At 63.4% G+C, this 21,313-nt stretch carries 26 protein-coding genes; 9 read left to right on the plus strand and 17 right to left on the minus strand.

The window, feature by feature from the left end:
- Positions 1 to 342: 342 nt before the first annotated feature.
- From QQK95_RS30505 to ykgO, 4 genes are all read right to left on the minus strand, one after another.
- Positions 343 to 852, minus strand: a complete 510-nt coding sequence (locus tag QQK95_RS30505; RefSeq protein ID WP_284278154.1) for a hypothetical protein — start codon at positions 850 to 852, stop codon at positions 343 to 345.
- 1 nt (position 853) lies between these two features.
- Positions 854 to 1,921, minus strand: coding sequence for an alpha/beta fold hydrolase (locus tag QQK95_RS30510; RefSeq protein ID WP_284278155.1), 1,068 nt, complete (start codon positions 1,919 to 1,921; stop codon positions 854 to 856).
- 123 nt (positions 1,922 to 2,044) lie between these two features.
- Entirely contained in the window at positions 2,045 to 2,653 is a 609-nt protein-coding gene (locus tag QQK95_RS30515; RefSeq protein ID WP_284278156.1) for a tetratricopeptide repeat protein, read from the minus strand.
- 108 nt (positions 2,654 to 2,761) lie between these two features.
- Entirely contained in the window at positions 2,762 to 2,887 is a 126-nt protein-coding gene (gene ykgO, locus QQK95_RS30520) for a type B 50S ribosomal protein L36 (RefSeq protein WP_006327841.1), read from the minus strand.
- Positions 2,888 to 3,118: 231 nt separating this feature from the next.
- Between ykgO and QQK95_RS30525 the strand changes: the two genes are divergently transcribed.
- A complete protein-coding gene (locus QQK95_RS30525; RefSeq protein ID WP_284278163.1) occupies positions 3,119 to 3,538 on the plus strand; it encodes a lysozyme inhibitor LprI family protein in 420 nt (139 codons plus the stop codon).
- An 11-nt stretch (positions 3,539 to 3,549) separates the two neighbouring features.
- On the opposite strand, the gene QQK95_RS30530 is transcribed toward QQK95_RS30525, so the two are convergent.
- The 5 genes from QQK95_RS30530 to QQK95_RS30550 form a co-directional block, all read right to left on the minus strand.
- On the minus strand, positions 3,550 to 4,626 hold the full coding sequence (locus QQK95_RS30530; RefSeq protein WP_284278164.1) for a 5-(carboxyamino)imidazole ribonucleotide synthase: 1,077 nt from the start codon (positions 4,624 to 4,626) through the stop codon (positions 3,550 to 3,552).
- Positions 4,623 to 5,120: a 5-(carboxyamino)imidazole ribonucleotide mutase gene (purE, locus tag QQK95_RS30535; RefSeq protein ID WP_284278166.1), complete on the minus strand. Its 498-nt coding sequence runs from the start codon at positions 5,118 to 5,120 to the stop codon at positions 4,623 to 4,625. Before purE ends, QQK95_RS30530 begins: the two co-directional genes overlap by 4 nt.
- Before the next feature lie 99 nt (positions 5,121 to 5,219).
- Complete coding sequence (locus QQK95_RS30540; RefSeq protein ID WP_284278167.1) at positions 5,220 to 6,131, minus strand: anti-sigma factor family protein; 912 nt, start codon at positions 6,129 to 6,131, stop codon at positions 5,220 to 5,222.
- Complete coding sequence (locus QQK95_RS30545; protein ID WP_284278168.1) at positions 6,128 to 6,667, minus strand: sigma-70 family RNA polymerase sigma factor; 540 nt, start codon at positions 6,665 to 6,667, stop codon at positions 6,128 to 6,130. Before QQK95_RS30545 ends, QQK95_RS30540 begins: the two co-directional genes overlap by 4 nt.
- Positions 6,668 to 6,704: 37 nt before the next feature.
- The gene (locus QQK95_RS30550; protein WP_284278169.1) at positions 6,705 to 6,986 is read right to left on the minus strand and encodes a hypothetical protein; all 282 of its coding nucleotides are present in this window, start codon (positions 6,984 to 6,986) and stop codon (positions 6,705 to 6,707) included.
- A gap of 103 nt (positions 6,987 to 7,089) precedes the next feature.
- On the opposite strand from QQK95_RS30550, the gene QQK95_RS30555 reads away from it, so the two are divergent.
- Positions 7,090 to 7,701: a DUF6680 family protein gene (locus tag QQK95_RS30555; RefSeq protein ID WP_284278170.1), complete on the plus strand. Its 612-nt coding sequence runs from the start codon at positions 7,090 to 7,092 to the stop codon at positions 7,699 to 7,701.
- Between the two features lie 39 nt (positions 7,702 to 7,740).
- Here the strand turns inward: QQK95_RS30555 and QQK95_RS30560 are convergent, their stop codons facing one another.
- The 6 genes from QQK95_RS30560 to QQK95_RS30585 form a co-directional block, all read right to left on the minus strand.
- Positions 7,741 to 8,946 (minus strand): aminotransferase class V-fold PLP-dependent enzyme, encoded by a 1,206-nt coding sequence (locus tag QQK95_RS30560; protein ID WP_284278171.1) that lies wholly within the window; start codon positions 8,944 to 8,946, stop codon positions 7,741 to 7,743.
- Between the two features lie 25 nt (positions 8,947 to 8,971).
- On the minus strand, positions 8,972 to 9,433 hold the full coding sequence (locus tag QQK95_RS30565) for a RidA family protein (protein ID WP_284278181.1): 462 nt from the start codon (positions 9,431 to 9,433) through the stop codon (positions 8,972 to 8,974).
- Positions 9,434 to 9,464: 31 nt separating this feature from the next.
- The gene (locus tag QQK95_RS30570) at positions 9,465 to 10,259 is read right to left on the minus strand and encodes an amino acid ABC transporter ATP-binding protein (RefSeq protein WP_284278182.1); all 795 of its coding nucleotides are present in this window, start codon (positions 10,257 to 10,259) and stop codon (positions 9,465 to 9,467) included.
- A 4-nt stretch (positions 10,260 to 10,263) separates the two neighbouring features.
- The gene (locus QQK95_RS30575) at positions 10,264 to 10,914 is read right to left on the minus strand and encodes an amino acid ABC transporter permease (RefSeq protein WP_284278184.1); all 651 of its coding nucleotides are present in this window, start codon (positions 10,912 to 10,914) and stop codon (positions 10,264 to 10,266) included.
- Between the two features lies 1 nt (position 10,915).
- Positions 10,916 to 11,581, minus strand: a complete 666-nt coding sequence (locus QQK95_RS30580; RefSeq protein WP_010911957.1) for an amino acid ABC transporter permease — start codon at positions 11,579 to 11,581, stop codon at positions 10,916 to 10,918.
- Between the two features lie 70 nt (positions 11,582 to 11,651).
- Complete coding sequence (locus tag QQK95_RS30585; RefSeq protein ID WP_284278262.1) at positions 11,652 to 12,482, minus strand: transporter substrate-binding domain-containing protein; 831 nt, start codon at positions 12,480 to 12,482, stop codon at positions 11,652 to 11,654.
- 170 nt (positions 12,483 to 12,652) lie between these two features.
- On the opposite strand from QQK95_RS30585, the gene QQK95_RS30590 reads away from it, so the two are divergent.
- The gene (locus QQK95_RS30590; RefSeq protein WP_284278187.1) at positions 12,653 to 13,441 is read left to right on the plus strand and encodes an IclR family transcriptional regulator; all 789 of its coding nucleotides are present in this window, start codon (positions 12,653 to 12,655) and stop codon (positions 13,439 to 13,441) included.
- A 10-nt stretch (positions 13,442 to 13,451) separates the two neighbouring features.
- Here the strand turns inward: QQK95_RS30590 and QQK95_RS30595 are convergent, their stop codons facing one another.
- Positions 13,452 to 13,655 carry a YdcH family protein gene (locus tag QQK95_RS30595; RefSeq protein WP_010911954.1) on the minus strand — a complete coding sequence of 68 codons (204 nt, stop codon included), beginning with the start codon at positions 13,653 to 13,655 and terminating at the stop codon, positions 13,452 to 13,454.
- Positions 13,656 to 13,893: 238 nt separating this feature from the next.
- Here QQK95_RS30595 and QQK95_RS30600 point away from each other — a divergent pair, with 238 nt between their 5' ends.
- The 6 genes from QQK95_RS30600 (at position 13,894) to QQK95_RS30625 (ending at position 18,885) form a co-directional block, all read left to right on the plus strand.
- On the plus strand, positions 13,894 to 14,073 hold the full coding sequence (locus tag QQK95_RS30600) for a YdcH family protein (protein ID WP_010911953.1): 180 nt from the start codon (positions 13,894 to 13,896) through the stop codon (positions 14,071 to 14,073).
- 321 nt (positions 14,074 to 14,394) lie between these two features.
- Positions 14,395 to 15,648: a flavodoxin-dependent (E)-4-hydroxy-3-methylbut-2-enyl-diphosphate synthase gene (ispG, locus tag QQK95_RS30605; RefSeq protein WP_284278189.1), complete on the plus strand. Its 1,254-nt coding sequence runs from the start codon at positions 14,395 to 14,397 to the stop codon at positions 15,646 to 15,648.
- Between the two features lie 148 nt (positions 15,649 to 15,796).
- Entirely contained in the window at positions 15,797 to 16,651 is an 855-nt protein-coding gene (locus QQK95_RS30610; RefSeq protein WP_284278263.1) for a lytic transglycosylase domain-containing protein, read from the plus strand.
- Positions 16,652 to 16,696: 45 nt separating this feature from the next.
- A complete protein-coding gene (locus QQK95_RS30615) occupies positions 16,697 to 17,248 on the plus strand; it encodes a phosphotransferase-like protein (RefSeq protein WP_284278190.1) in 552 nt (183 codons plus the stop codon).
- A gap of 56 nt (positions 17,249 to 17,304) precedes the next feature.
- Positions 17,305 to 18,057, plus strand: a complete 753-nt coding sequence (locus tag QQK95_RS30620) for a Stf0 family sulfotransferase (RefSeq protein ID WP_284278191.1) — start codon at positions 17,305 to 17,307, stop codon at positions 18,055 to 18,057.
- Positions 18,058 to 18,144: 87 nt separating this feature from the next.
- Positions 18,145 to 18,885: a class I SAM-dependent methyltransferase gene (locus QQK95_RS30625; protein ID WP_284278192.1), complete on the plus strand. Its 741-nt coding sequence runs from the start codon at positions 18,145 to 18,147 to the stop codon at positions 18,883 to 18,885.
- 25 nt (positions 18,886 to 18,910) lie between these two features.
- Here the strand turns inward: QQK95_RS30625 and QQK95_RS30630 are convergent, their stop codons facing one another.
- The gene (locus QQK95_RS30630; RefSeq protein ID WP_284278193.1) at positions 18,911 to 21,256 is read right to left on the minus strand and encodes a response regulator; all 2,346 of its coding nucleotides are present in this window, start codon (positions 21,254 to 21,256) and stop codon (positions 18,911 to 18,913) included.
- Between the last annotated feature and the right edge of the window lie 57 nt (positions 21,257 to 21,313).

A 21,313-nucleotide genomic window follows, 5' to 3' on the forward strand; every position in this document is an offset into this window, starting at 1 on the left:
CATTTAAGTAACCCTCCCAAGTTGCCGATCTAATATCTAGCATACCAATTATATTTACTCCAGCTAAATTTTAGATACCTGATATTCTGGCGGAAAATAGCCCTATTGTAAGGAAAACGTGTTAGGTTACAGAGACTTATCAAGTAGATATAACTTCCTCCCGGAGTTTCCGGAATCGCATTCACTGAAGAAATGCTGCATGCGAAGCCGACGAGGCGGCACTTGGGGTTCGAGATCGCACCCGCCTTTGGCGTTCGACCTGCCCGAGACGGGCTGTTGCCGGTGATCCGCAAGTGCTGCCAGTCGATAGCTGGTCCTAAGGCGCATCGCGTTGAAACGGGTTCACTTGAAGCGCTTCAAGTCTTCGTTCTCCAAAACCGTTGCGTGCCTTTGGGCGACACGGGTCAGCGATCTTGCCGCGGCCTCCGCGTGGTCTATGCGCTGAAGAAACCGGCGCGCACGCGGAACGGGGTCGTATAGGTACTGGTCCGGACCAAGCATCTTTCGCTGGTTGAGTTCGGTCGTATCGAGCAGATCGAAGTCGACTTTCACGATCGTGCAGTGCCACCCGGCGTTGCGCGAAGCCCAGCCTCTTTCATGGTGTTCGAGCAACCGCTCACGGACGGAATAGCCATGGTAGTCGAAAGCGATCACGCCGTTCGTCACATAGATATGGTTTCCCGAAAAACCCTCGGCCGGGATGATCCGCTCCGCATGAAATCCTCCAAGCGGGGGATGCTCGAGGAAGGTGCCGGCGAGAATGGCGCATGCGCCGTAGCCAAAGAAGATGCGATCCGGCAGCGCCCATCGCTTTTCCGGATTTTTCTTGATGCCGTGCTTGAGGACATACATGTCAGGTCGGCGCGAGTTCGGCCTGGGCCTCCTTGATGTCAGCGCATTTGTCGGCCCCATAGGCATCGCCGGCAATCCGCGCTTCCACCGTTCTGGCCATCGCTTCCAGATCGATATTCTTGCCGGCTACCTTCCCGATGGCGCCGACGACGAGGTCCGGGGCGATCCAGTCCGGCTTGTGGCCGAGATTGTGCACCCAGACGAGCTCGGCGCCCGGGATGTCGCGCGCCAGGCCGACGGAGTGGATATGGGCGTAGACGACTTTGTCGCGGTCGCCCGAAATGGCCACGGTCGGCGCGGTAATCTCTTTGTAGCGCGGGGCGGCGCCAAGCGCGTAGCGGTAGAGCCCGGCGACGTCGGTGGCGTTGGCGCGAAAGGCCGACGGCCGCAACACCAGCGGGATCGCGGCCGCGCCGAGATAGTCGTCCGGCACCTTGTTGGGCGAGAACACGCAGGTCGTTGCATCGGCCATTTGAAACGTGCCGGCAGGATAGGTGAGTGTTTCCGAGAAGAGCCGGCCGATCACCGGAACGGTGGTCAGATCGTAGTACCAGGACGTCGCGCCGCCCGGCCAGGGATGGGTCGCCGGGGCCAGGAAGACGAGACCAAGGGTCCTGTCGGCATGCTCGCGGCCGAAAGCCGCCGTCACCACGCCGCCGAAGGAATGGCCGACGATGATTGCCTTCCTGATGCCGAGGCGGTCCATCAGGGCCGCGAGAGTATTGGCCTGCGCCGACGGATCCTCATTGTTGCCAGGCCCGCGCCCTGACCAGCCGTGCCCCGGCCGGTCGAAGAACAGCAATTCGGCGCGACCTTCGAGCAGCGGCCTGAGCGGCAGCATCTGATCCCCGAGATTGGCGCTGGCGCCATGGATGAAGACGATCGGCGGCAGGTCCGCATTGGTGGGGGCGGGAATGTGGACATAGTGGATGCGGGCGCCGCCGATATCGGCGAATTCGCCAATGGGCGGATTGCGGCGCTCGATCAGCCACGAGCCGACGCGGGTGACGCCGACCAGGGCAAAGACGAGTGCGAGGAGAAAGGCGAACGCGGCGGAGATCAGGTTCATGCGGGGATATACGGGGGTGGGACGGGATAAGTTTGGTGGGGAATAGGCAGTAGGCAGTAGGCAGTAGGCAGTAGGTTTGTAATCTCCACCCTACTGCCTACGCCCTATTCCCTACTGCCTGTACTAAATTCCTTCGCCGGCAAGCTCTTCCGAAAGCGTGGCGACCTGGTCCTGGGCGCTGCGCATCATCGGATAGATAGCGAGCACCTTCTGCCAGGCCTCGAGCGCCGACTGCTTGTGGCCGGTCAGAGCCATGATCTGCGCCAGGCCCGACAGTGCGCCGAAATGGCGCGGCTCGAGCTGCAGCGTGTGGTCGATGTCGGACATCGACTTGCCGTAGTTCTTCATCATGAAATGCACCGTGGCACGCCGGTTCCAGCCTTCGGCATAGGTCGGCTGCAAGGTCACCACCTGGTCGAGGAAATCGAGCGCGACGTCGAATTTCTGGTTGTCCATCGCCTTTTGCGACCACAGCATCATCAGGTCGATCGAAGCGCTGCCGGACTGGAACCATTCGCTCCAGATGTTGCCGGCGATGCGTTCGGCCGCCTTTTCGTTGCGTTCGCGCTTGAGATCGGAAAACAGCTTGTCGAGCCGGGCCTGTTTCGTCATCGGCGCGGCCGGAGCCTCAGGGGTAGCCGGCGCTGCCGGCTGATCGTCCGCGGCCCTGGCCGGCATGCTTGTGGCGCCGGAAACAAGCAGAGCTGTCAAAAATGCAAAAAGAATCCGCATCGCCCGATCCTAGTCCCGGGCGGCGGGACAGCAAAGTGATTTTAGCGTGAGAAGGTCGGCAGGCCGACAAACATCAAGGGCGGAGGCGAAAAGCCTCCGGCCGAAAGCTCAGCCCTGGCGCGCCTTGTAGCGCGGGGCGGTCTTGTTGATGATGTAAACGCGGCCCTTGCGGCGAACCAGCTGGTTGTCGCGGTGACGCGCCTTCAGCGCCTTGAGCGAATTCTTGATCTTCATGGTCTTGCCTGTCGGTGTGGACCCGGTTCCGGGTCGAAATTTTAAGGCGCGCCAGAAGACGCGCCTTTTGAACGGTGGGTGGCTCATAAACGAGGAGCCTTGCCCATGTCAACCGCAAGCATGCTCCGCACCCGCATATCATCAAATATCCGCCATGTCGGCCTTGCGGCATTGCGCGACCATGGGCCGGCTGGGATGATGCGGTGTATTTCAAGTGATTTGGGGACGATCATGCGCCGAATATTGCTGTCCGCCTGCCTTCTCGTCCTGGCGGGAACGTCCATCGTGCGTGCACAGGAATGCGACCGCTCCGACGACAGCCAGCAAATGATGAACATCTGTGCCGGCGAGGACTACCAGGCCGCCGACGCCAGGCTCAACCAGGCCTATCAGGACCTGATCAGTTCCGATGATGCCGACAGCAAGAGATTGCTGCAGGCGGCGCAGCGCGCCTGGATCACCTTCCGTGATGCCGAATGCGCGCATAGTACAGCCGCCAGCGCAGGCGGCTCCATCCACGCGATGGAGGTTTCGCAATGCCTGACCAGGCTGACCAATGACCGCATCAACCAGCTCGCCGCCTCGGCCAATTGCGCGGAAGGCGATGCGAGCTGCGCCAGTCCCGACCAGAACAGCGACGAGGTTCAATAGCTCGTCTTGAGCTAAGTACGGCGGCTGATGCGGGTGAAATGGCCCATCTTGCGGCCGGGCCGCGCCTCGGCCTTGCCATAGAGGTGCAGCATCAGATCGGGCTCGGCGAGCAGGGCGGGGACGCGCAGCACGTCGTCGCCGATCAAATTTTCCATCACGCAGTCGGAGTGACGCTCCGGGCTGCCGAGCGGCAGGCCGGCAACGGCGCGGATATGCTGCTCGAACTGCGAAACGACGCAAGCGGCCTCGGTCCAATGGCCTGAATTGTGGACGCGCGGCGCGATCTCGTTGGCCAGCAGCGAACCGTCGGCCAGCACGAAGAACTCGACACCGATGACGCCGACATAGTCGAGCGCCGACAGGATTTTTGCCGCAGCCGCTCGCGCCGCTTCAGCCGTTTCAAGTTTGAGGCTGGCTGGCAGGGTCGAGGTGTGGAGAATGCCGTGGCGGTGGACATTCTCGGCGGGGTCGTAGGCAGCCACGGCGCCGTCCAGGCCACGCGCCGCGATCACCGAAATCTCGCGCTCGAAAGGCACGAAGCTTTCCAGGATCAGCGGCACACTGCCCATCGCCTCGCAGGTGCCGGCGAAGCCGCCCGCTTCCATGTTGCGGAAGACGCGCTGGCCCTTGCCGTCATAGCCCATGCGCCGCGTCTTCAATATGCCGCTGCCGCTGAACGCCTTCAGCGCCGCCGTCAGTTCCTCGTCGGTGTCGACCGGACGAAAATCGGCGGTGGCGATGCCGATGCCGTTCAGGAATGTCTTTTCGCTCACCCGGTCCTGCGCCACGTCGAGCGCACGCGCCGGTGGGTAAACCGGCACCTTGGCGGCAAGCGCTTCCGCTGCAGCCACGGGGACGTTCTCGAATTCGTAGGTCACGACGGCACTTGCAGCCGCCAACACGGCAAGGGCGGCAGGGTCGTCATAGGCTGATGTAATCTGCCGGTTGGCAACTTGTGCCGCCGGGCAATCCGGCTGCGGTTCCAGGACGATGGTGCGGTAGCCGAGGCGGGCGGCGGCCATCGCCAGCATGCGGCCGAGCTGGCCGCCGCCGATGATGCCGATGGTCGATCCGGCGGGCAGGCTCACGGCGTGTCCGTCGGTTCGTCGGCGACCTTGGCGGTCTGCGAGGCGCGCCAGGCATCGAGGCGCTGGGCAAGCTTGTCGTCGTAGAGCGCCAGCACGGCGGCTGCCAACAGGGCCGCATTGGCCGCACCGGCCTTGCCGATGGCCAGTGTGCCCACCGGAATGCCGGCCGGCATCTGGACTATGGAGAGCAAAGAATCCTGCCCCGACAGCGCCTTCGATTCCACCGGCACGCCGAACACCGGCAGCGGTGTCATCGCCGCCGTCATGCCGGGCAGGTGCGCGGCACCGCCGGCGCCGGCGATGATGACCTTGTAGCCGGCGGCCTTGGCGCCCTTGGCGAATTCATAGAGCCGGTCGGGCGTGCGATGCGCGGAGATGATCAGGCGCTTGTGCGGGACGCCAAGCGCCTCCAGCGTTTCGGCCGCCTGGCGCATCGTCGCCCAGTCGGACTGGCTGCCCATGATGATGGCGACGTCGGCGCGTTGATCGTTCAAGCCTGTTGCTCCCCGGCGACAAAGGCGCGCCTTAGCGGAATTCGCGCGGGGCCGCAAGGATATCAGGCCATCGGCGGGAGCCGACGGCCACAATCCAGCCTAAACCGCCGCCTTGCGGAAGCGGGCGACGAAGTCGTCGAGCTCGGGGCGTTCCATGTCGGAGATCGCCCAGTAGGAGAAGGCGCCGTCGCTCCAGTGCACCATCGAGAAGCCGCCGGACGAAAGGTCGTCGGGCTGGGCGGTCTTGCCGCCCTGCTGCGGTTCGGCGACCAGCGTGATCAGGTGCTCGCGGTGGCGGTAGACCAGGGCGGGCACCGGCCGGCCGGATATCACCTCGACCCGGCCGCCGATCAGCGCGTAGCCGTCCTGGGCAAGGTCGGGCGCCGGCGGCGAGACGCCGATGCGAGCGTCGAGCCAGGGCTTGACGGTGTGGCGGTCGGACGAGACGATGTCGATCGGGCTCGCGGCAAGCAGGCTGCGGCGATGGCCGCTGGCGACCGCGGCGGCAAAGCCGTCATCCACGCCGCTCTGCATCACCCATTGCGTCGCCCCGCTGGCCAGCACCGCGCTGATCATGATCGACGCGGCCATGGCGCGCCAGTCGAACGAGCCGAAGCGGCCCGCTCTCGGCGATGGCCGCGCCTGGGAAGGACGTGTCCCGGCTTCCCGTCTCTGGCCGCCGCCAGCGCCCGCAACCAATCCCGGCAGCGCCAAGGTCGAGCCCCCCTGCGGCTCGGCGGCCTCGGCTGGCGCCTGCTGTTCGGCGCCTGCCATGCCGATCGCCGCGATGCGCGCCCGAAAGGCATCGCTGACATCCGGCCGCGGCAAGCGGCTGACCGCGCCTTGCAAGGCGACAATGCGGGCATGCTCGGCGGCAAGCCTGGGGTCGGCGGCGATGCGACGCTCCACGGCAAGAGCGGCCGCCGCATCAAGTTCACCATCGACAAGTGCATGGATCATCAGTCTGAACCCTTCAGGATCATTGGGCAGTCCGTCGTCATGGTTGCTCATGGCGCTCTCCCCAATTCAGACGCCAGCAGGCCGCGGGCGCGGGCCAGCCTGGACATCACCGTGCCGATCGGCACGGCAAGCATGGCCGATATCTCGCGATAGCTGAGGCCGTTGATATCACGCAGCACCAGCGTCTCGCGAAATGGCTGCGGCAAGGCAGCGATCGCCGCATCGAGTGCGGCCGTATCGGCTTTGGCGATCAGGCTCGCCTCCGGGCCGTCCTCGTCCGGCATGCTGGTGCCGTGTGCCGCCGCCATGTCGTCGAGATCGCCGAGGTCGCCGACGGCCATCATGGCGCGCGGCCGATTTCGCGCCATCCAGGTGTAGGAGGTGTTGCGCACGATGGTCAGGACCCATGCACGGGCGTTGCCGCCGGCATAGTTTGACATGCCGGCATGCGCCTTGATGCAGGCGTCCTGCACCACATCCTCGGCATCAGCGGCATTGCCGGTCAGCCAGCGAGCCAGCGCCAGGGCGTCGCCGAGATGCGGTAGCACCACTTCGTTGAAGCGTTGCGCCAGGGCCCTCTCGTTCAAAGCGGCACCATGATCCGATACTCCAGGCCGTGCCGCCTCAAGATGCGACGGCGACTTTGCCCTGCTCGCAGGGGCAAAGCCCCCGGAAGCAGGCAGAGCCGCCTGCCTTGCCGAAACTGAATTCATCTGCGTCACCGGTGTCAAGCGCCATGGAGAAGAGACTGATGACGGTTATGCGCGGCAGCGCATGGTCACGGTCAGTGCCGCGACCAATGTCGCTGTCCTTGCAATGATGGCACATGCCGATCTCCTCAACGCCAATGGTGGCGTATGCCGAGAAGACCTGGTCGGGTGCCGGTTTATTCCCACCGGATGCCAATCAGGCTGATCACAGTCGCGTGATCGTGTCTTGGGCGTGGCGTCCGAGCTGAGATCTTAGCGTCAATGTCTGTGGTACACATTCTTGAAAGTAGGAGGGGCAATTGGATACGACTCTTAGGCTTGCTGATCTTGCGATCGTCTTTGCGACGCTACTCGGTCCGGTTTTAGCTGTTCAGGCTCAAAAATGGGTTGAAGGCTCGCGAGAGCATGCAGCTCGAAAGGTCTCAATATTTCGGACGTTGATGGCGACCCGTGCAACGTCGCTATCATCATCTCACGTGGAAGCGCTTAATGCTATTCCGATTGAGTTTTATGGACAGCGCGATGTAGTTGACGCTTGGAAGGCATATCTTAACTATCCATCGCAAGATGGAATCGAACCCGCAGTTTGGGCTCAAAAGAGATTCGATTTGTTTATCGACCTATTATGGCATCTTGGAATTTCTCTTGGTTACAAGTTTACGAAGGTGGAATTGCAGCGGGATGTTTACTCACCGAAAGCGCACGCGACCTACGAAGCCGAGCAAAACGTTATCCGACAGGGGCTGTTTCGCCTCTTTAGCGGTGAAACCGCGCTGCCTTTGGATATCAAGTCGTTCCCGGTCGACTCAGAGCTGGCCAAGAGGCAACGCGAATTGCAAGAGCAACTCTCAGGCATTCTCTCGGGGGATCGCAGCGTCAAAGTTGAGCTTCAACCGCGGGTCAACGAGTAAATACAGCGTCACCGCAATCCCCTCTCTATCGGCAGGCGTTTAATCCGGCCAGCGCAAGACGCCTGACGAATCTTTGCGCGGGGCTTTCATCGCGTCGGCCGGGCGGTCTTTCGCGGTCAATATCGCACGCAACCGTTCGGCGACGATTTCGGCCTCGCCGGGATGCAGATTGCAGGGGTCGAGGAAGAAATGGCCGCGCTCGACTTCGTGGTTGCGCACGATGATGGGCGGCGAGCCGGCCGCCAGCGTCGAGGCGAGGCCGGCGGCGCTGAAGCGGCTCTCGGGCGATACGAAGACCTGCAGCCGGTCGAGCGGATTGGCTGTCGGGTCGGGAATGATTTTGGCCAAAATACCCGGCAGGCCCTGCAAGGTGTCCTTCCAAAGGTTGAGCGCCGCCTCCTCGCGCTGGCGAATGCCGGCGTGATCGCGCTTCTCCCAGGCTTCCAGTGCGGCCATGGTGCCGGCGATGCTTTCCTTGCCGACCTTCATGGCCCGCGCCACGCCGCGGTTCTGCAGATAGGCTGACCGCACCAGATCCTTGCGGCCGGTGACGATGCCGCTGGTCGGCCCGCTCAGGAATTTGTGGCCGCTGTAGATGACGACGTCGGCGCCGCGCGCGAGAAAACCGCGCAGATCATATTCGGACGCCGCATCGACGATCACCGGCACGCCTTTGGCGTGGCAGATCTCGCAGAATTCCTCCAGCGACAGCATGCCGTACTGCACCGTGTGGTGGGCGACGACAAAGAGGCCTGCCGCGGTGCGCTCATTTATCGCTTCGCGCACATGGTAGTCCTGGGTGACGCTGACCGTGCCGGCGGGCACCACTTTGGCGCCGGCGACGCGGATCGACTGGTCGATCGGGGCGCCGTAGTTGACGATGTGGCCAAGCTGGATGACGACCTCCGATTTGAGGTCACCTGTGTCGTCGGGCAGGCGCTCGATGGCGAGCAGGCTGGTTCCCGTCATCGCGCCGGCGATCGCCATGGTGATGCCGCTGGCGCAGCAAGCGGTGATGAAGCCGGCCTCTCCGCCGGTCAGGCGCGCCACCACCGTGCTCGCGGCACGCTGCAGATCATCCATCTCCACCCATTGCGAGGCCATTTCGGCCATGGCGCTGATCGCTTCCGGGACGATGATCGAGGCGCCGAGCGCGGTCATGGTGCCGGAGACATTGATGATCGGGCGAAGGCCGAGCCGTTCGCGGATGGTGGTGTTGGAGCCGGCGGCGGAAGTGGTTTTCATGTGAGTGGATCCCGTGAGTGGCAGGTCAGGCGGCGATCTCGACGACCGCTTCGATTTCGACGGTGATGTTTCCAGGCAGCGAGCCGACACCGATCGCCGAACGGGCATGGCCGCCGATCTTGTCGAAGACATTGGCGAACAGGTCCGAACAGCCATTGACCACTTTCGGGTGGTCGCTGAAGGTCGGCGTCGCGTTGACGAAGCCGAGCAGCTTGACGACGCGCACAATGCGGCCGAGATCGCCGGCCGCCGCATGCATGACGGCCAGCAGATTGAGCCCAGTCAGGCGCGCATGCTCATAGGCCTGCTCAACCGTCACGTCCTCGCCAACCTTGCCGGTGCACAGCGTGCCGTCGGCGCGCAGCGGCCCCTGGCCTGACAGGAAGATCAGCCGCCCGCTCTCGGCATGGGTGACGAAGTTGGCGATGGGCGTCGGCGGCTCGGGCAGCGTCAGGCCGAGTTCGGCGAGCCGGATGTAAGGCGTCATGGAAGCAGGCTCCTTGGGACGGTGTTGGCCGTCAGAAATGCGAGGCGCGGAAGCGCGCCAGGAAAGTGCGGAGGCGCTCATTGGTGGTTTCCTCCGCCAGGATCTCCTTGGGCGGGCCGACAGCGCTGACGCCGCCATCGGCCATGAAGACGATGCGGCTCGAGGCGTCGCGGGCGAAGGCCATTTCATGCGTCACCATCAGCATGGTCATGCCGTCCTCGGCGAGGCTGCGCACCACGGCCAGCACCTCGCCCACCAGTTCGGGGTCGAGCGCCGAGGTGATCTCGTCGAGCAGAAGGATTTTCGGCTCCATCGCCACGGCGCGCGCAATGCCGACGCGCTGCTGCTGGCCGCCGGAAAGCTCGGCCGGCAGGCTGTCGGCCTTGTGGGCGAGGCCGACGCGGCCGAGCCAGTGTTCGGCGATCTGTCGCGCCTCCGCCTGGCTCTTTCCCCGCACCTTGGTGAGCCCAAGCATGATGTTGCCGGCGGCGGTGAGGTGCGGAAACAGGTTGAAGCTTTGGAACACCATGCCGGTCTCGGCGCGCATCGCGGCCAAGTCGCGTTCGCTGCGGCGCTGGCGCGTTCCAGCCTCGCGATAACCGACCTCCTTGCCGTCGATGCGGATCGAGCCTGAGTCGTAGCTTTCGAGGAAGTTGACGCAGCGCAGCAGCGTGGTCTTGCCGCTGCCGGAAGGGCCGATGACGGTGACCACCTCGCCGCGCTTCACCTGAAGGCTGACGGACCGCAGCACCTCCACGGCGCCGAAGGCCTTGGAGACATCGCGCACGTCGAGCAGAGCCGGACCGGCATTTGAGGCTTCAGACATCGTGCTATTCCCGAATGAAGGCAAAGCGTCGCTCGAGCCGCCGGCTGGCGAGCGAGAGCGCATAGTTGACAGCGAAATAGATGAGCGCGCCGAGGATATAGAGCGGCATCGCCTCATAGGTGCGGCCGATGACCTGGTTTATGGCCTGCATCAGATCGGTGATGCCGAGCAGCGAGACCAGTGCGCTGCCCTTGACCGCGTCGGTGACGCCGTTGATCCAGGGCGGCAGGAAGCGCCTGAAGGCCTGCGGAAAGATGACGGAGGTGAGCCGCTGGCGGAAGGTCAGCCCGATCGCCATCGCCGCCTCGGACTGGCCTTTCGGGATCGAGGCGACCGCGCCCCTGAGATACTCGATGACCTGCGCCGTCTTGAACAGGGTGAGCGCCAGCACGGCGGCCCAGAAGGACGGCAGATGCAGCCCGATCGCGGGCAGGCCGTAATAGACGAAGAACATCAGCACCAGGATCGGAATGCCGCGGATGGTGTCGGAGAAGATGCGCACCGCCCAGCGCAATGGGGCGGGGCCATAGATCAGGCCGACGCCAAGCAGGACGCCGGCGACGAGCGACAGGGTGACGACCAGGAGCGACACCCAAAGGGTCACGGCGAAGCCTTTGGCGAGGAAGGGCAGGGCGTAGAGGATCTGGCTCGCCATGTCAGCGCGCCGCCCTGAACCGACGCTCGACGAGCCTGAGCCCGAAAAGCAGGATGTAGCCGGTCAACAGATACATCGCCGTCGTCACCAGATAGACCTCGACGATGCGGAAGGTGTTGAAGTTGATCCACTGGGCGCCGAAGGTGAGTTCCGGCACCGAGATGACCGAGGCGATCGAGGTGTCCTTGAACAGCGAGATGAAGGTGTTGGACAGCGCCGGCAGCGTGATGCGCAGCATGGTCGGCAGGCGCACATGGATCAGCCTTTGCCACGGCGTCAGGCCGATCGCCTTGCCGGCATCGAGCTGGCCGCGCGGGACGGCCTCGAGGCCCGAGCGAAACACCTCGACCAGATAGGCGCCGCTATAGACCGACAGCGTCAGGACGAACGAGGTCGGCGCGCTGTAGGCCAGGTCGACCACGGTCGGCACGCCGTAGAAGACGAGATAGACGAGCAGGATCAGCGGCACGTTGCGGATGAATTCGACATAGGCGGCGATGATCGCGCGCACGACGCGTCCGGCCGAGACGTACCAGACCGCGAGCACCAGGCCGATGACCGTGCCGATGGCGATCGAGATCACCGCAAGCTCGAGGCTGAGCAGCAGACCGCCCCACAGCTTGTCGAAATGCCGCCAGATCAGGTTGAAATTGAGGGCATAGCCCATGCGTCCGCCTCGGTGTGAGGGCCGTCGAATGGATCGCGGAAGGGCTGGAATGCCCTTCCGCGATCCGGGATCAGATGACCGGGAAGCCGGGGTGGCGTGCCGGCGGCTCCTGGCCGAAATAATCCTTGAAGGCGGCGTCGTAGAGCGCCGATTCATGGCCGAACATGGCGATGGTGAAGGTCTGGTTGACGAAGGTCAGCCAGTCGAGATCGCCTTGCCGTAGTGCCGCGCCGTAGAGCATCGAATACCAGCTCTTGCCGGCGTCGAAATATTTGTCCGGATTGCGCGAGGCGAGCCAGCGCACGGTGGACAGATCGACCGCGGCAGCGTCGGCGCGCTTTGATTCCAGCGCCTGCAGCACGTTGGCCTGGGTGTCGATCTGCAGCACCTGCGCCTGCGGCAACGCATAATGGACGGAGCTTTCGGCATCGACATTCTGCAGGATGGAGATGCGCGTCGCCGAACCGCCGGCAAGCAGCTTGTCGAAGGTCTTGTTCTCGGCGGTGGGCAGCGTCAGCAGCGCAACGCCCTCGACATAGTACGGCCGGCTGAAGTTGATCAACTGCGAGCGCTGCGCCGTCATCGTCATGAACTGGATGGTGATGTCGACCTTGTTGGTGGTGACGTTGGGAATGCGCTGCGCCGGATCCTGCATGACGAACTCGACCTTGGTCGGATCGTCGAAAAGTCCCTTGGCCAGGATGCGCCCCATGGTGATGTCCATGCCGACCAGTTCGCCGGCATCGTTCTCGAAATGCCAGGGCGCGTTGGTGCTGCCGGTGCCGACGATCAGCTTGCCGCGGTCGAGCACGGTGCGCAGCAGGCTGTCGGATGCGGCCTGGGCGGCCGCCTTCTGCGCATCGACTGACGCCAGCACGCCGGCCGTCGCCAGTCCCGCCATTCCCAATTTCAGAAAATCACGTCTTCCGGATGTGTCGTTCACGGCGACCTCCTTTCGTGTTGTGTTCCCCATGCACAGGAAAGACATACGTCGGTGATTTCAAAGCGATTGTCTCTTACAAGAGACGCATGTATCCTGTACAAGACAGATACTAACACCAGGAATCGACAATGCAAGATGGCAATGCCTTGGCCGTTTCGGCCGACGAAAAGACGACAGCCTCCCGCGAGAAAGGCCTCAACCGGGTGCTCGAGATCCTGGATTTTCTGCACCAGACGCAACGGGCGATCGGCATTGGCGATCTTGCCAAGGGGGTGAACGCACCCCGCTCGACGACCTACACGCTGGTACGGTCGCTGGTCGACGCCGGCTTGCTGGAAATGGCGGGCGACGGCAATCGCGTCTATTTCGGCAAGAAACTCTATCTCTATGGAATGGATTATGTGCGCGGCAACGACCTGCTGCGGCGCGGGCGCCAGGAGGTCGACCATCTGTCGCGCGAGACCGGCGAGACCTCGGAACTGTGCATGCTGCAGAGCGGTCGATATACGATCGTCCACTCCAGCCCGGGCACCCGGCCGTTCCGCATCAGCTCCGCCACCGGCCTGCAGATACCGCTGCCCTGGACCGCGTCCGGCCGGCTGCTTCTGGCGGGGCTGGAGCGGGCCGAGGTCGAAGCCATGGTGTCGGAAGACGATCTCGTGCTGCCCGACGGCCGCAAGCTGCGGCTCGACGATTTCATCGACGACATCGCCAAGGCTAGGGTGACTGGTTACTGCGTCACCTCGGGGCTGGTCGATGCCTATACGAAGTGTCTTGCCGTGCCGGTCTTTTCAGCGCCGGGCAAGGTCGAGGCGACGATGTGCCTGGTGGTTCCCATCGACACGTCCGAGGAGCGGACCGGCAGTCTCATCGGCCTGCTGCGTGATCGCGCCGGCAGGCTTTCGATCGGCGGATAGGGGGAAGCGTTCAGGCGATGATGTCTGGAATGATCTTGTCTTCCAGCTTCATCAGCCGGTCCTTGAGCGCCAGCTTTTTCTTTTTCATGCGCTGGATCTGCAGCGGGTCGCAATTGGTGGCGATCATCGCGTTGATCGCCGCATCGAAATCGGCGTGTTCCTGCTTCAGCCGGGAAAATTCGAGGCGAATATCGGCCTGTTCCTGATCGGACATTCTCTACCGTCTGCACGTCTGAGTGGCCCAAAGACTGGGCCTGATTGGGCGGGGGTGGCAATTTCTGCCACCGGCGCGCAGCCCATATCACATTTCACATTGTCGTGGAATGCTACCACGCAGCATTCGACATCACAGTCGGAAGGTGGCAAAGTGTCATTGTGCCGTCACAGAACGACCTGCGGTGGACGCGCGGTGACGGCTGCAATCGAGGAAACCATGAAAGGGAGAACCAATCATGTCTCTTGCATCCCATCTTGATGAGTTGCAGCGGAAACACGGCGACATCGAACGCGAAATCGATGACGCGATGAACCACCCGTCGGTGGACGACCTCGAAATCGTGAATCTCAAGCGACGCAAGCTGGCACTCAAGGATGCGATTGAGAAACTGAAAGCGCAACCGACCACGCATTGATGCCCGACTGACATAGCCGCCACTATGCGGTCCTCGTTGCCGGCGGCAGCCGCCGCCGGTGCAGGTGGTTTGATTTTCAGCCCCATGTCATAAGCCTTAGCTAATATCCTTTCCGATCCCCCTTTTTGCGCCTCGGCATAGCCGCGTCGTGTCCTGTTTCAGGCCGCCGGCTGGGATCAATTGCTGCCAGTGGCGACCTGTCGCCATTGACAAGCCATCTTTGCTCCTCCACCTCATGCCCGGACTTCAGCGCATCGGCCCCGGGGAGTGCTTGCGCGTCCAAGTGGACGCGCCAGGCCCCAGAGACAAAAGGCTGCCGGCATGACCGGATATTTTTCCTTTCCCTTCCCCCGCCGCACTTCGGTTGGCGTCGATGTCGGCGGCGTGGTCGTCGGCGGCCGTGCGCCTGTCGTGGTGCAATCGATGACCAACACCGACACGGCCGACATCGACCAGACCGTCGCGCAGGTTGCCGCACTGCACCGCGCCGGCTCCGAGATCGTGCGCATCACCGTCGACCGTGACGAGAGCGCCGCAGCCGTGCCACGCATTCACGAGCGCTTGCTGCGCCTCGGGATCAATGTGCCGCTGGTCGGCGACTTCCACTATATCGGCCACAAGCTTCTGGCTGATCATCCGGCCTGCGCCGAGGCACTGGCCAAATACCGCATCAATCCGGGCAATGTCGGCTTCAAGGACAAGAAGGACCGGCAGTTCACCGATATCGTCGAAATGGCGATCAAGCACGACAAGCCGGTGCGCATCGGGGTCAACTGGGGTTCGCTCGACCAGGAGCTTCTGACCCGGCTGATGGACGACAACCAGGACAAGGGTTTTCCGCTGACGGCGCAGGAAGTGATGCGCGAGGCGATCGTGCAGTCGGCGATCCTGTCGGCCGAGATGGCCGAAGAGATCGGCCTTGGCCGCGACAAGATCATCCTGTCGGCCAAGGTCAGCGGCGTGCAGGACCTGATTGCCGTCTACACCGAACTTGCCACGCGCTCCGACCATGCGCTGCATCTCGGCCTCACCGAGGCCGGCATGGGCTCGAAAGGCATCGTCGCCTCGTCCGCAGCCATGGGCATCCTCTTGCAGCAAGGCATCGGCGACACCATCCGCATCTCGCTGACGCCGGAGCCGAACGGCGACCGCACGCGCGAGGTGCAGGTGGCGCAGGAACTGCTGCAGACCATGGGTTTCAGGCAGTTCGTGCCGATCGTCGCCGCCTGCCCAGGCTGCGGCCGCACCACCTCCACCGTGTTCCAGGAACTTGCCCAGAACATCCAGGCCGACCTGCGCAAGAACATGCCGGTGTGGCGCGAAAAATATCCCGGCGTCGAGAACCTCAAGGTCGCGGTGATGGGCTGCATCGTCAACGGCCCCGGCGAATCCAAGCATGCCGATATCGGCATTTCGCTGCCCGGCACCGGCGAGACGCCAACGGCGCCCGTCTTCGTCGACGGCAAGAAGGCGGCGACGTTGCGCGGGCCGTCGATCGCGGCGGATTTCGAGAAAATGGTCACCGACTATATCGAGCAGAGGTTTGGGCGTGGCGGCAAAGCCGCGGCAGAATGAGCCCATGCCGAAACTCTACTCCGGCGGCCACCTGAAGGCGCCTTCTGCGCTTCCGGTGCTCACGGACCAAATGTCCGCTGCGCTCCGGTTCTCGAAGCCACCATCAGCTGGCGCGCCGGCGCGACTTTCGACACGGGCTCAGCGGTCAATACGGCGCTTCCTCCGGGCGGCGCTGGTTTTCCTGTTCGGCATGGCCTGGTCGACGCTTGCCCAGGCCGATCCGCCGCAATCGGCCAAGCAGCGGCTGATCGACAAGGTCTGCAACCTGATCCAGGCCCATGCCGACCAGAACGGCCTGCCACGCGATTTCTTCGCCAGGCTGATCTGGAAGGAAAGCCGTTTCGATCCCAATGCCGTCAGCCCCGTCGGCGCCGAGGGCATCGCCCAGTTCATGCCGGGCACCGCCAAGATGCGCGGGCTCGAAAACTCCTTCGACATCAACCAGGCGATCCCGGCCTCAGCGAAATATCTCGCCGAAATGAAAACCAGCTACGGCAATCTCGGCCTGGCGGCGGCCGCCTACAATGCCGGCGAAAGCCGGGTATCGCGCTGGCTGGGCTCGGGCGGCTTCCTGCCGATGGAAACCGAGAGCTATGTCTTCGACGTCATGGGCGAGCCGGTCGACAAGTTCACCGACCCCGCCTATGCCGGAAAAATCGAGCCGCTCGATGCCAAGACGGATTTTGCCGTCGCCTGCCGAAAACTGCCTGTCATCATGTCGCAGACCGTTGCGATGGCCTCGATCAACGTCAAACCATGGGGCGTCCAGGTGGCGGGCAATTTCCGCCGCAGTGCCGCTGTCAGCCAGTGGCTGCGGGTCAGGAGCCGGTTTCCGGCGCTGCTTGCCGGCCATGATCCGGTGGTGAGCCGGGTGCGCACGCCGATCGGCCGGCGCGGCATCTACGCGGTCAGGATCGGGATCGACGATCGTGCCGCCGCCAATGTCATCTGCCAGAAATTGCAAAGCGTCGGCGGGGCGTGCGTGGTGGTGCGCAACCGATAGGCCTGAAGCCGGCTTGGTGTTCCGGTCCGAGAGAGGCGTTTGACGATGACAGCCAGGATCGTTCTGCTCAATGGCGTCGGCAGTGCCGGCAAAAGCTCGATCGCCAGGGCGTTGCAGACGATAACCGCTGCGCCTTTCCTGCATGTCCAGATGGACAGTTTCCTCGAGATGCTGCCCGATGCCCTGCAGAACCATGCCGACGGCTTCTCCTACGAAACCGTCCGACAGGACGGCAAGCCCGCGGTCATGATCCGGGCCGGACCCGTGGGCGAAAGAAGCCTGCGCGGGATGCGCCACGCCATCGCCGCCATGGCCGGGCAAGGCAACGACCTGATCGTCGACGATGTGCTGTGCAATGGCGAACTGTCGGACTATGTCGCGCTGCTGTCGGCCTTCGATCTCCATCTGGTCGGCGTCATGGCGCCGCTGGAGGTTCTGGAAGCCCGCGAGGCCCGGCGCGCGGACAGGTTGCCGGGGCTGGCGCGCTGGCAATGTGGACGCGTGCACGCTGGGATGAGCTACGACCTCGAAGTCGACACCAGCCTGCTCACGCCGTTGGAGTGCGCCCGTCGCATTCAGCAACGATTTCAATTATAGGCGGCATTGGATTGGCTGGGGTTGCCCCTGCCTGCGATGGACGACGGGGCAACGTGATGTTCGACGCCTACATTATCTGCGGCACGCCGAGAACCGGGAGCACTTTGCTGTGCAAGCTTCTGGCATCCACCGGGACGTCAGGCGATCCTCACTCCTTCTATCGGCGGCAGGACGTGTCGGAGTGGGCCGACGAGTGGAAACTGCCAGCCCGCGACACGATGGGCGAGCTTGAATTCGACGTTGCCTATCTCGATGCGGCAATCACCGCCGGCAAGGGCGGGACAGGCATCTTCGGCCTGCGCCTGATGCGCGAAAACCTGGATGAACTTTCGGTCATCCTCGACCGGATTTTCCCGGGGCTGGCGTCGGACGCAGCGCGTTTCGGAAAGGCCTTTGGCCGCACCCTCTACATCCACCTGTCGCGCGAGAACAAGCTCGCGCAGGCGATCTCGCTGATCAAGGCACAGCAGACCGGTCTTTGGCACATCGCGCCGGACGGCACCGAGATCGAAAGGGTCGCACCGGCGCAAGAACCCCAATATGATTTCGAGCGGATCAAAGGCGAGCTTGCCAAACTCGAAGCCTATGACACGGCGTGGAACATCTGGTTCGCGGCGCAAGGCATAACGCCGCTGCGGGTTGGCTACGATCGTCTCTCCGCCGATCCGGTGGCGGCATTGCTGGGCATCTGCGAGGCTCTCGGCGCTCCGCCGCCGAATGCCGGCGACATCCGGCCGGGCGTCGCAAAGCTCGCCGACGAGACGAGCCTCGACTGGATGCGCCGCTATCGTCTGGAGGCGTCCGGCTGAGTATGGGGCAGAGCAAGGCCGCAACGTCATCGGCGGCGTGGATTATGCCTGTCGGGCGTGGCAAGCATTTGGGCTATAGGCGGCGACATGACCGATTTGATCTACAATGATCCCGACTTCGTTCAGTTCTACGACATCGAGAATCAGGATGGCCGCGCCGATTTCGACTATTGCATCCGTCTTGCCCGGGATGGCGGCTCGGTCCTCGATCTTGGTTGCGGCACTGGTCAACTGGCTGCCGAAATGGCCCAGAGGTGCAACGTCACCGGTGTCGATCCCGCATCGGCCATGCTCGACGTCGCGCGACGCAGGAGCGGCGGTGACAAGGTCGACTGGGTTGTTGCCGACGCGCGAACGGTGCGGCTCGAAAAACGGTTCGATCTGGTGCTGCTGACCGGTCACGCGTTCCAGGTTTTCCTGACCGAAGAGGATCAGCGGGCGGTGCTGCGTACCATCGCCGAACATCTCAGGCCCGGTGGGCGCTTCATCTTCGACACGCGAAATCCCGTCGCGGAGGCATGGCAGGAATGGACGCCGCAACGCTCCGAAAGGATGGTGGAGCATCCCAGCCTTGGTATCGTCAGGGCCTGGTATGAGGCCGACTGGGATGCCGTCAGTGCGGTGGTCACCTATTCGACATTCTATGAGATTCCCGGCGGCGGACCGGTTCTGGGCGCTGAATCGAAAATCGGGTTTCCGAAAAGGGAAGATATCGCCGGGATGCTGGATGACGCCGGCCTGCTGGTGGAGCAATGGTTCGGCGACTGGCAGGGCGAATCCTACGCTGACACCTCTGCGGAAATCATCCCGATCGGTCGGCTGCGCTGATCTGGCAGCCTGACGGGACTATAACTCACGCCGTCTTGGCCACCACCGTTTCGCTGAGCCAGGTGCCGATTTTCGTCCCCAGGCGGTCGGGCGAAACCGGCTTCGGCAGATAGTCGTCCATGCCGGCCTCGATGCACTTGTCGCGATCGCCCTTCAGCGCGTGCGCGGTGACGCCGACGATCGGGATGTGACCGCCCGACGAGGTTTCGATCGCCCGGATGGCGCGGGTCGCCTCGTAGCCGTTCATCTCGGGCATCGAGACATCCATCAGGATCAGTTTCGGATGCAGCGACCGGTACATCTCGACCGCCGTGCGGCCGTTGCCGGCGATGCGGTAACTCAGACCGAGCCCGTTGAGGATCTGGCCGAACACCAGCTGGTTCACCTCATTGTCCTCGGCGATGAGGATGTCGATCGGGCCGTTCGGCGTGGCGGTCGATTCCGGCGCTGCCATGACCGGCATGGCGGGGCCACGGATGACCGTGAAGGCGGGTGGTGCCGCCTGCGGCACCGGCTTCGGCTGGACCGGTTCGCGGATGAACTGTGCCTTGCCGACCTGCGAGCGGGCCTTCTGGATGACCGAGATGACCGTGCCGAGCAGGACCGCCGAACGCGCCGGCTTGGTCAGATGCGCCGATATGCCGAAATCGATGATCATCTTGCCGAAATCGACCTGGTCGACCGAGGTCAGGATGACGATCGGGATGGCCGACAGCCGGCTGTCGGCGGCGATGGCCCGGGCGACATCGGCGCCGTTCATGCCGGGCATCTGGTAGTCGAGGATGATGCAGTCCACGCTGGCGCCCAGCTGGCAGGCGCGATCGAGGAAGGCCAGCCCCACCGCGCCGCTTTCGGCGGCGGCGCAGTCGAAGCTCCAGCTTCTGAGCTGCTCGAGCAGGATTTCGCGGTTGACCGGATTGTCGTCGATCACCAGCACGCGCGCGCCGGTGACGTCGACCGGCACGATCGCGTCGCGAGCCTCGGCATGATGCACGGGCAGCGGCACCGCGAACCAGAAGACGGAGCCGCGCCCGATCTCGCTCTCGACGCCGATCTTGCCGGCCATCAGGTCGATGAGGCGGGCGGCGATGGCAAGGCCAAGGCCGGTGCCTTCGTGACGGCGGGTCGAGGAGCCGTCGACCTGGGCGAATTTCTCGAAGACGTTCTGCAGTTTCTCGGCCGGGATGCCGATACCGGTGTCCTCGACGCGCAGCCTGAGCTGCACGACATCGTTGACGGTTTCGCCGCCGACATCGATCAGCACATGGCCCTTCTCGGTGAACTTCACCGCATTGCCGACCAGGTTGGTGACGATCTGCCGGAAGCGGCCGGCGTCGCCGACGACATGGGCCGGCAGGCGCGGATCGACACGCACGATCAGTTCGAGGTTCTTTTCGGCAACGCGTGCCGAGACCAGTGTCGCCACATCCTCGACCGCTTCGGTAAGACGGAAAGGGGCAGGGTCCAGGGTGAGCTGTCCGGCATTGATCTTGGAGAAATCGAGGATGTCGTTGATGATGGTGAGCAGCGCATTGCCGGATTTGACGATGACGTCGGTGAACGTCTTCTGGCGCGGTGTCAGTTCGGTCTTGGCAAGGAGTTCGGCCATGCCGAGCACGCCGTTCATCGGCGTGCGGATCTCGTGGCTCATATTGGCCAGGAATTCCGATTTGGCGCGATCGGCGGCCTCGGCCTTGAACAGGGATTCGGCCGATTGGGCAAAGGCGCGGCGGATCGCCTGCTCCATCGGCCGGAAGATCCAGAAGGCGACGATGGCCAGGACGCCGAACAACAGGCCGCTCGCCCACAACAGCAACCGGTCGCTGGACGCGTCGGCCAGATGGCGCTCTTCATCCATCGCGGTGCGGACGCGGACCAGCATCGGCTGAACGAACAGGTCGTTCTGGTTGCGGATTTCGCGATAGCTCCATTCATCGGCCTTCTGCGCCATCGACATCAGGTTGAAGTTGCGCACCATGTCGTGCGCCGACCAGAACAGGTCGCCGTTGACCGAGGCGGTTTCGAGCTCATTGATGGTCTTGGCCGACAGACGCGAGCGCAGCGCGGCGAACTGGGCGGTCAGCGTGTCGATCTCGCTGGTCAGGCGTGCGGAATGGTCGCGGGCCGAGGCAGTGAGTGCATCGCGCGTTTCGTTGCGCCAGGCGGAACCGGTGGTCTCGGCGAAGCTGGTCGCATTGCGCAGGTCGCGGGTGAAGACGACGAGGTTGCTGCTCAGCGCGTCGACCTCATGACGGAAGGAATTGACACGGTTGAGCGCAACCATGATGGCCGTGGAAGCCAGCGCGAAAATCAGCAATCCTGAAAGATAGCGAATCCGGACAAACCGGATGAAGGAAGAATATTCCGGCATGCGCAACCCCGACACATACGCATTATTTTAACGACCGGGATTACGCTTCATTTACAT

The organism is Mesorhizobium huakuii (genome assembly GCF_030160235.1).
Classification (GTDB): Bacteria; Pseudomonadota; Alphaproteobacteria; order Rhizobiales; family Rhizobiaceae; genus Mesorhizobium; species Mesorhizobium huakuii.

Excerpts from the sequence above, each read along its gene's own strand:
- QQK95_RS30560 (WP_284278171.1), bottom strand. The coding sequence starts at position 8,946 with ATGAAAACCACTTCCGCCGCCGGCTCCAACACCACCATCCGCGAACGG.
- ispG (WP_284278189.1), top strand. The coding sequence starts at position 14,395 with ATGACCGGATATTTTTCCTTTCCCTTCCCCCGCCGCACTTCGGTTGGC.
- ykgO (WP_006327841.1), bottom strand. The coding sequence starts at position 2,887 with ATGAAGATCAAGAATTCGCTCAAGGCGCTGAAGGCGCGTCACCGCGAC.
- QQK95_RS30590 (WP_284278187.1), top strand. The coding sequence starts at position 12,653 with ATGCAAGATGGCAATGCCTTGGCCGTTTCGGCCGACGAAAAGACGACA.
- QQK95_RS30615 (WP_284278190.1), top strand. The coding sequence starts at position 16,697 with ATGACAGCCAGGATCGTTCTGCTCAATGGCGTCGGCAGTGCCGGCAAA.
- QQK95_RS30525 (WP_284278163.1), top strand. The coding sequence starts at position 3,119 with ATGCGCCGAATATTGCTGTCCGCCTGCCTTCTCGTCCTGGCGGGAACG.
- QQK95_RS30625 (WP_284278192.1), top strand. The coding sequence starts at position 18,145 with ATGACCGATTTGATCTACAATGATCCCGACTTCGTTCAGTTCTACGAC.
- QQK95_RS30595 (WP_010911954.1), bottom strand. The coding sequence starts at position 13,655 with ATGTCCGATCAGGAACAGGCCGATATTCGCCTCGAATTTTCCCGGCTG.
- QQK95_RS30600 (WP_010911953.1), top strand. The coding sequence starts at position 13,894 with ATGTCTCTTGCATCCCATCTTGATGAGTTGCAGCGGAAACACGGCGAC.
- QQK95_RS30585 (WP_284278262.1), bottom strand. The coding sequence starts at position 12,482 with ATGGCGGGACTGGCGACGGCCGGCGTGCTGGCGTCAGTCGATGCGCAG.
- QQK95_RS30515 (WP_284278156.1), bottom strand. The coding sequence starts at position 2,653 with ATGCGGATTCTTTTTGCATTTTTGACAGCTCTGCTTGTTTCCGGCGCC.
- QQK95_RS30630 (WP_284278193.1), bottom strand. The coding sequence starts at position 21,256 with ATGCCGGAATATTCTTCCTTCATCCGGTTTGTCCGGATTCGCTATCTT.
- QQK95_RS30580 (WP_010911957.1), bottom strand. The coding sequence starts at position 11,581 with ATGGGCTATGCCCTCAATTTCAACCTGATCTGGCGGCATTTCGACAAG.
- QQK95_RS30620 (WP_284278191.1), top strand. The coding sequence starts at position 17,305 with ATGTTCGACGCCTACATTATCTGCGGCACGCCGAGAACCGGGAGCACT.
- QQK95_RS30510 (WP_284278155.1), bottom strand. The coding sequence starts at position 1,921 with ATGAACCTGATCTCCGCCGCGTTCGCCTTTCTCCTCGCACTCGTCTTT.
- QQK95_RS30565 (WP_284278181.1), bottom strand. The coding sequence starts at position 9,433 with ATGACGCCTTACATCCGGCTCGCCGAACTCGGCCTGACGCTGCCCGAG.
- QQK95_RS30540 (WP_284278167.1), bottom strand. The coding sequence starts at position 6,131 with ATGAGCAACCATGACGACGGACTGCCCAATGATCCTGAAGGGTTCAGA.
- QQK95_RS30570 (WP_284278182.1), bottom strand. The coding sequence starts at position 10,259 with ATGTCTGAAGCCTCAAATGCCGGTCCGGCTCTGCTCGACGTGCGCGAT.
- QQK95_RS30575 (WP_284278184.1), bottom strand. The coding sequence starts at position 10,914 with ATGGCGAGCCAGATCCTCTACGCCCTGCCCTTCCTCGCCAAAGGCTTC.
- QQK95_RS30505 (WP_284278154.1), bottom strand. The coding sequence starts at position 852 with ATGTATGTCCTCAAGCACGGCATCAAGAAAAATCCGGAAAAGCGATGG.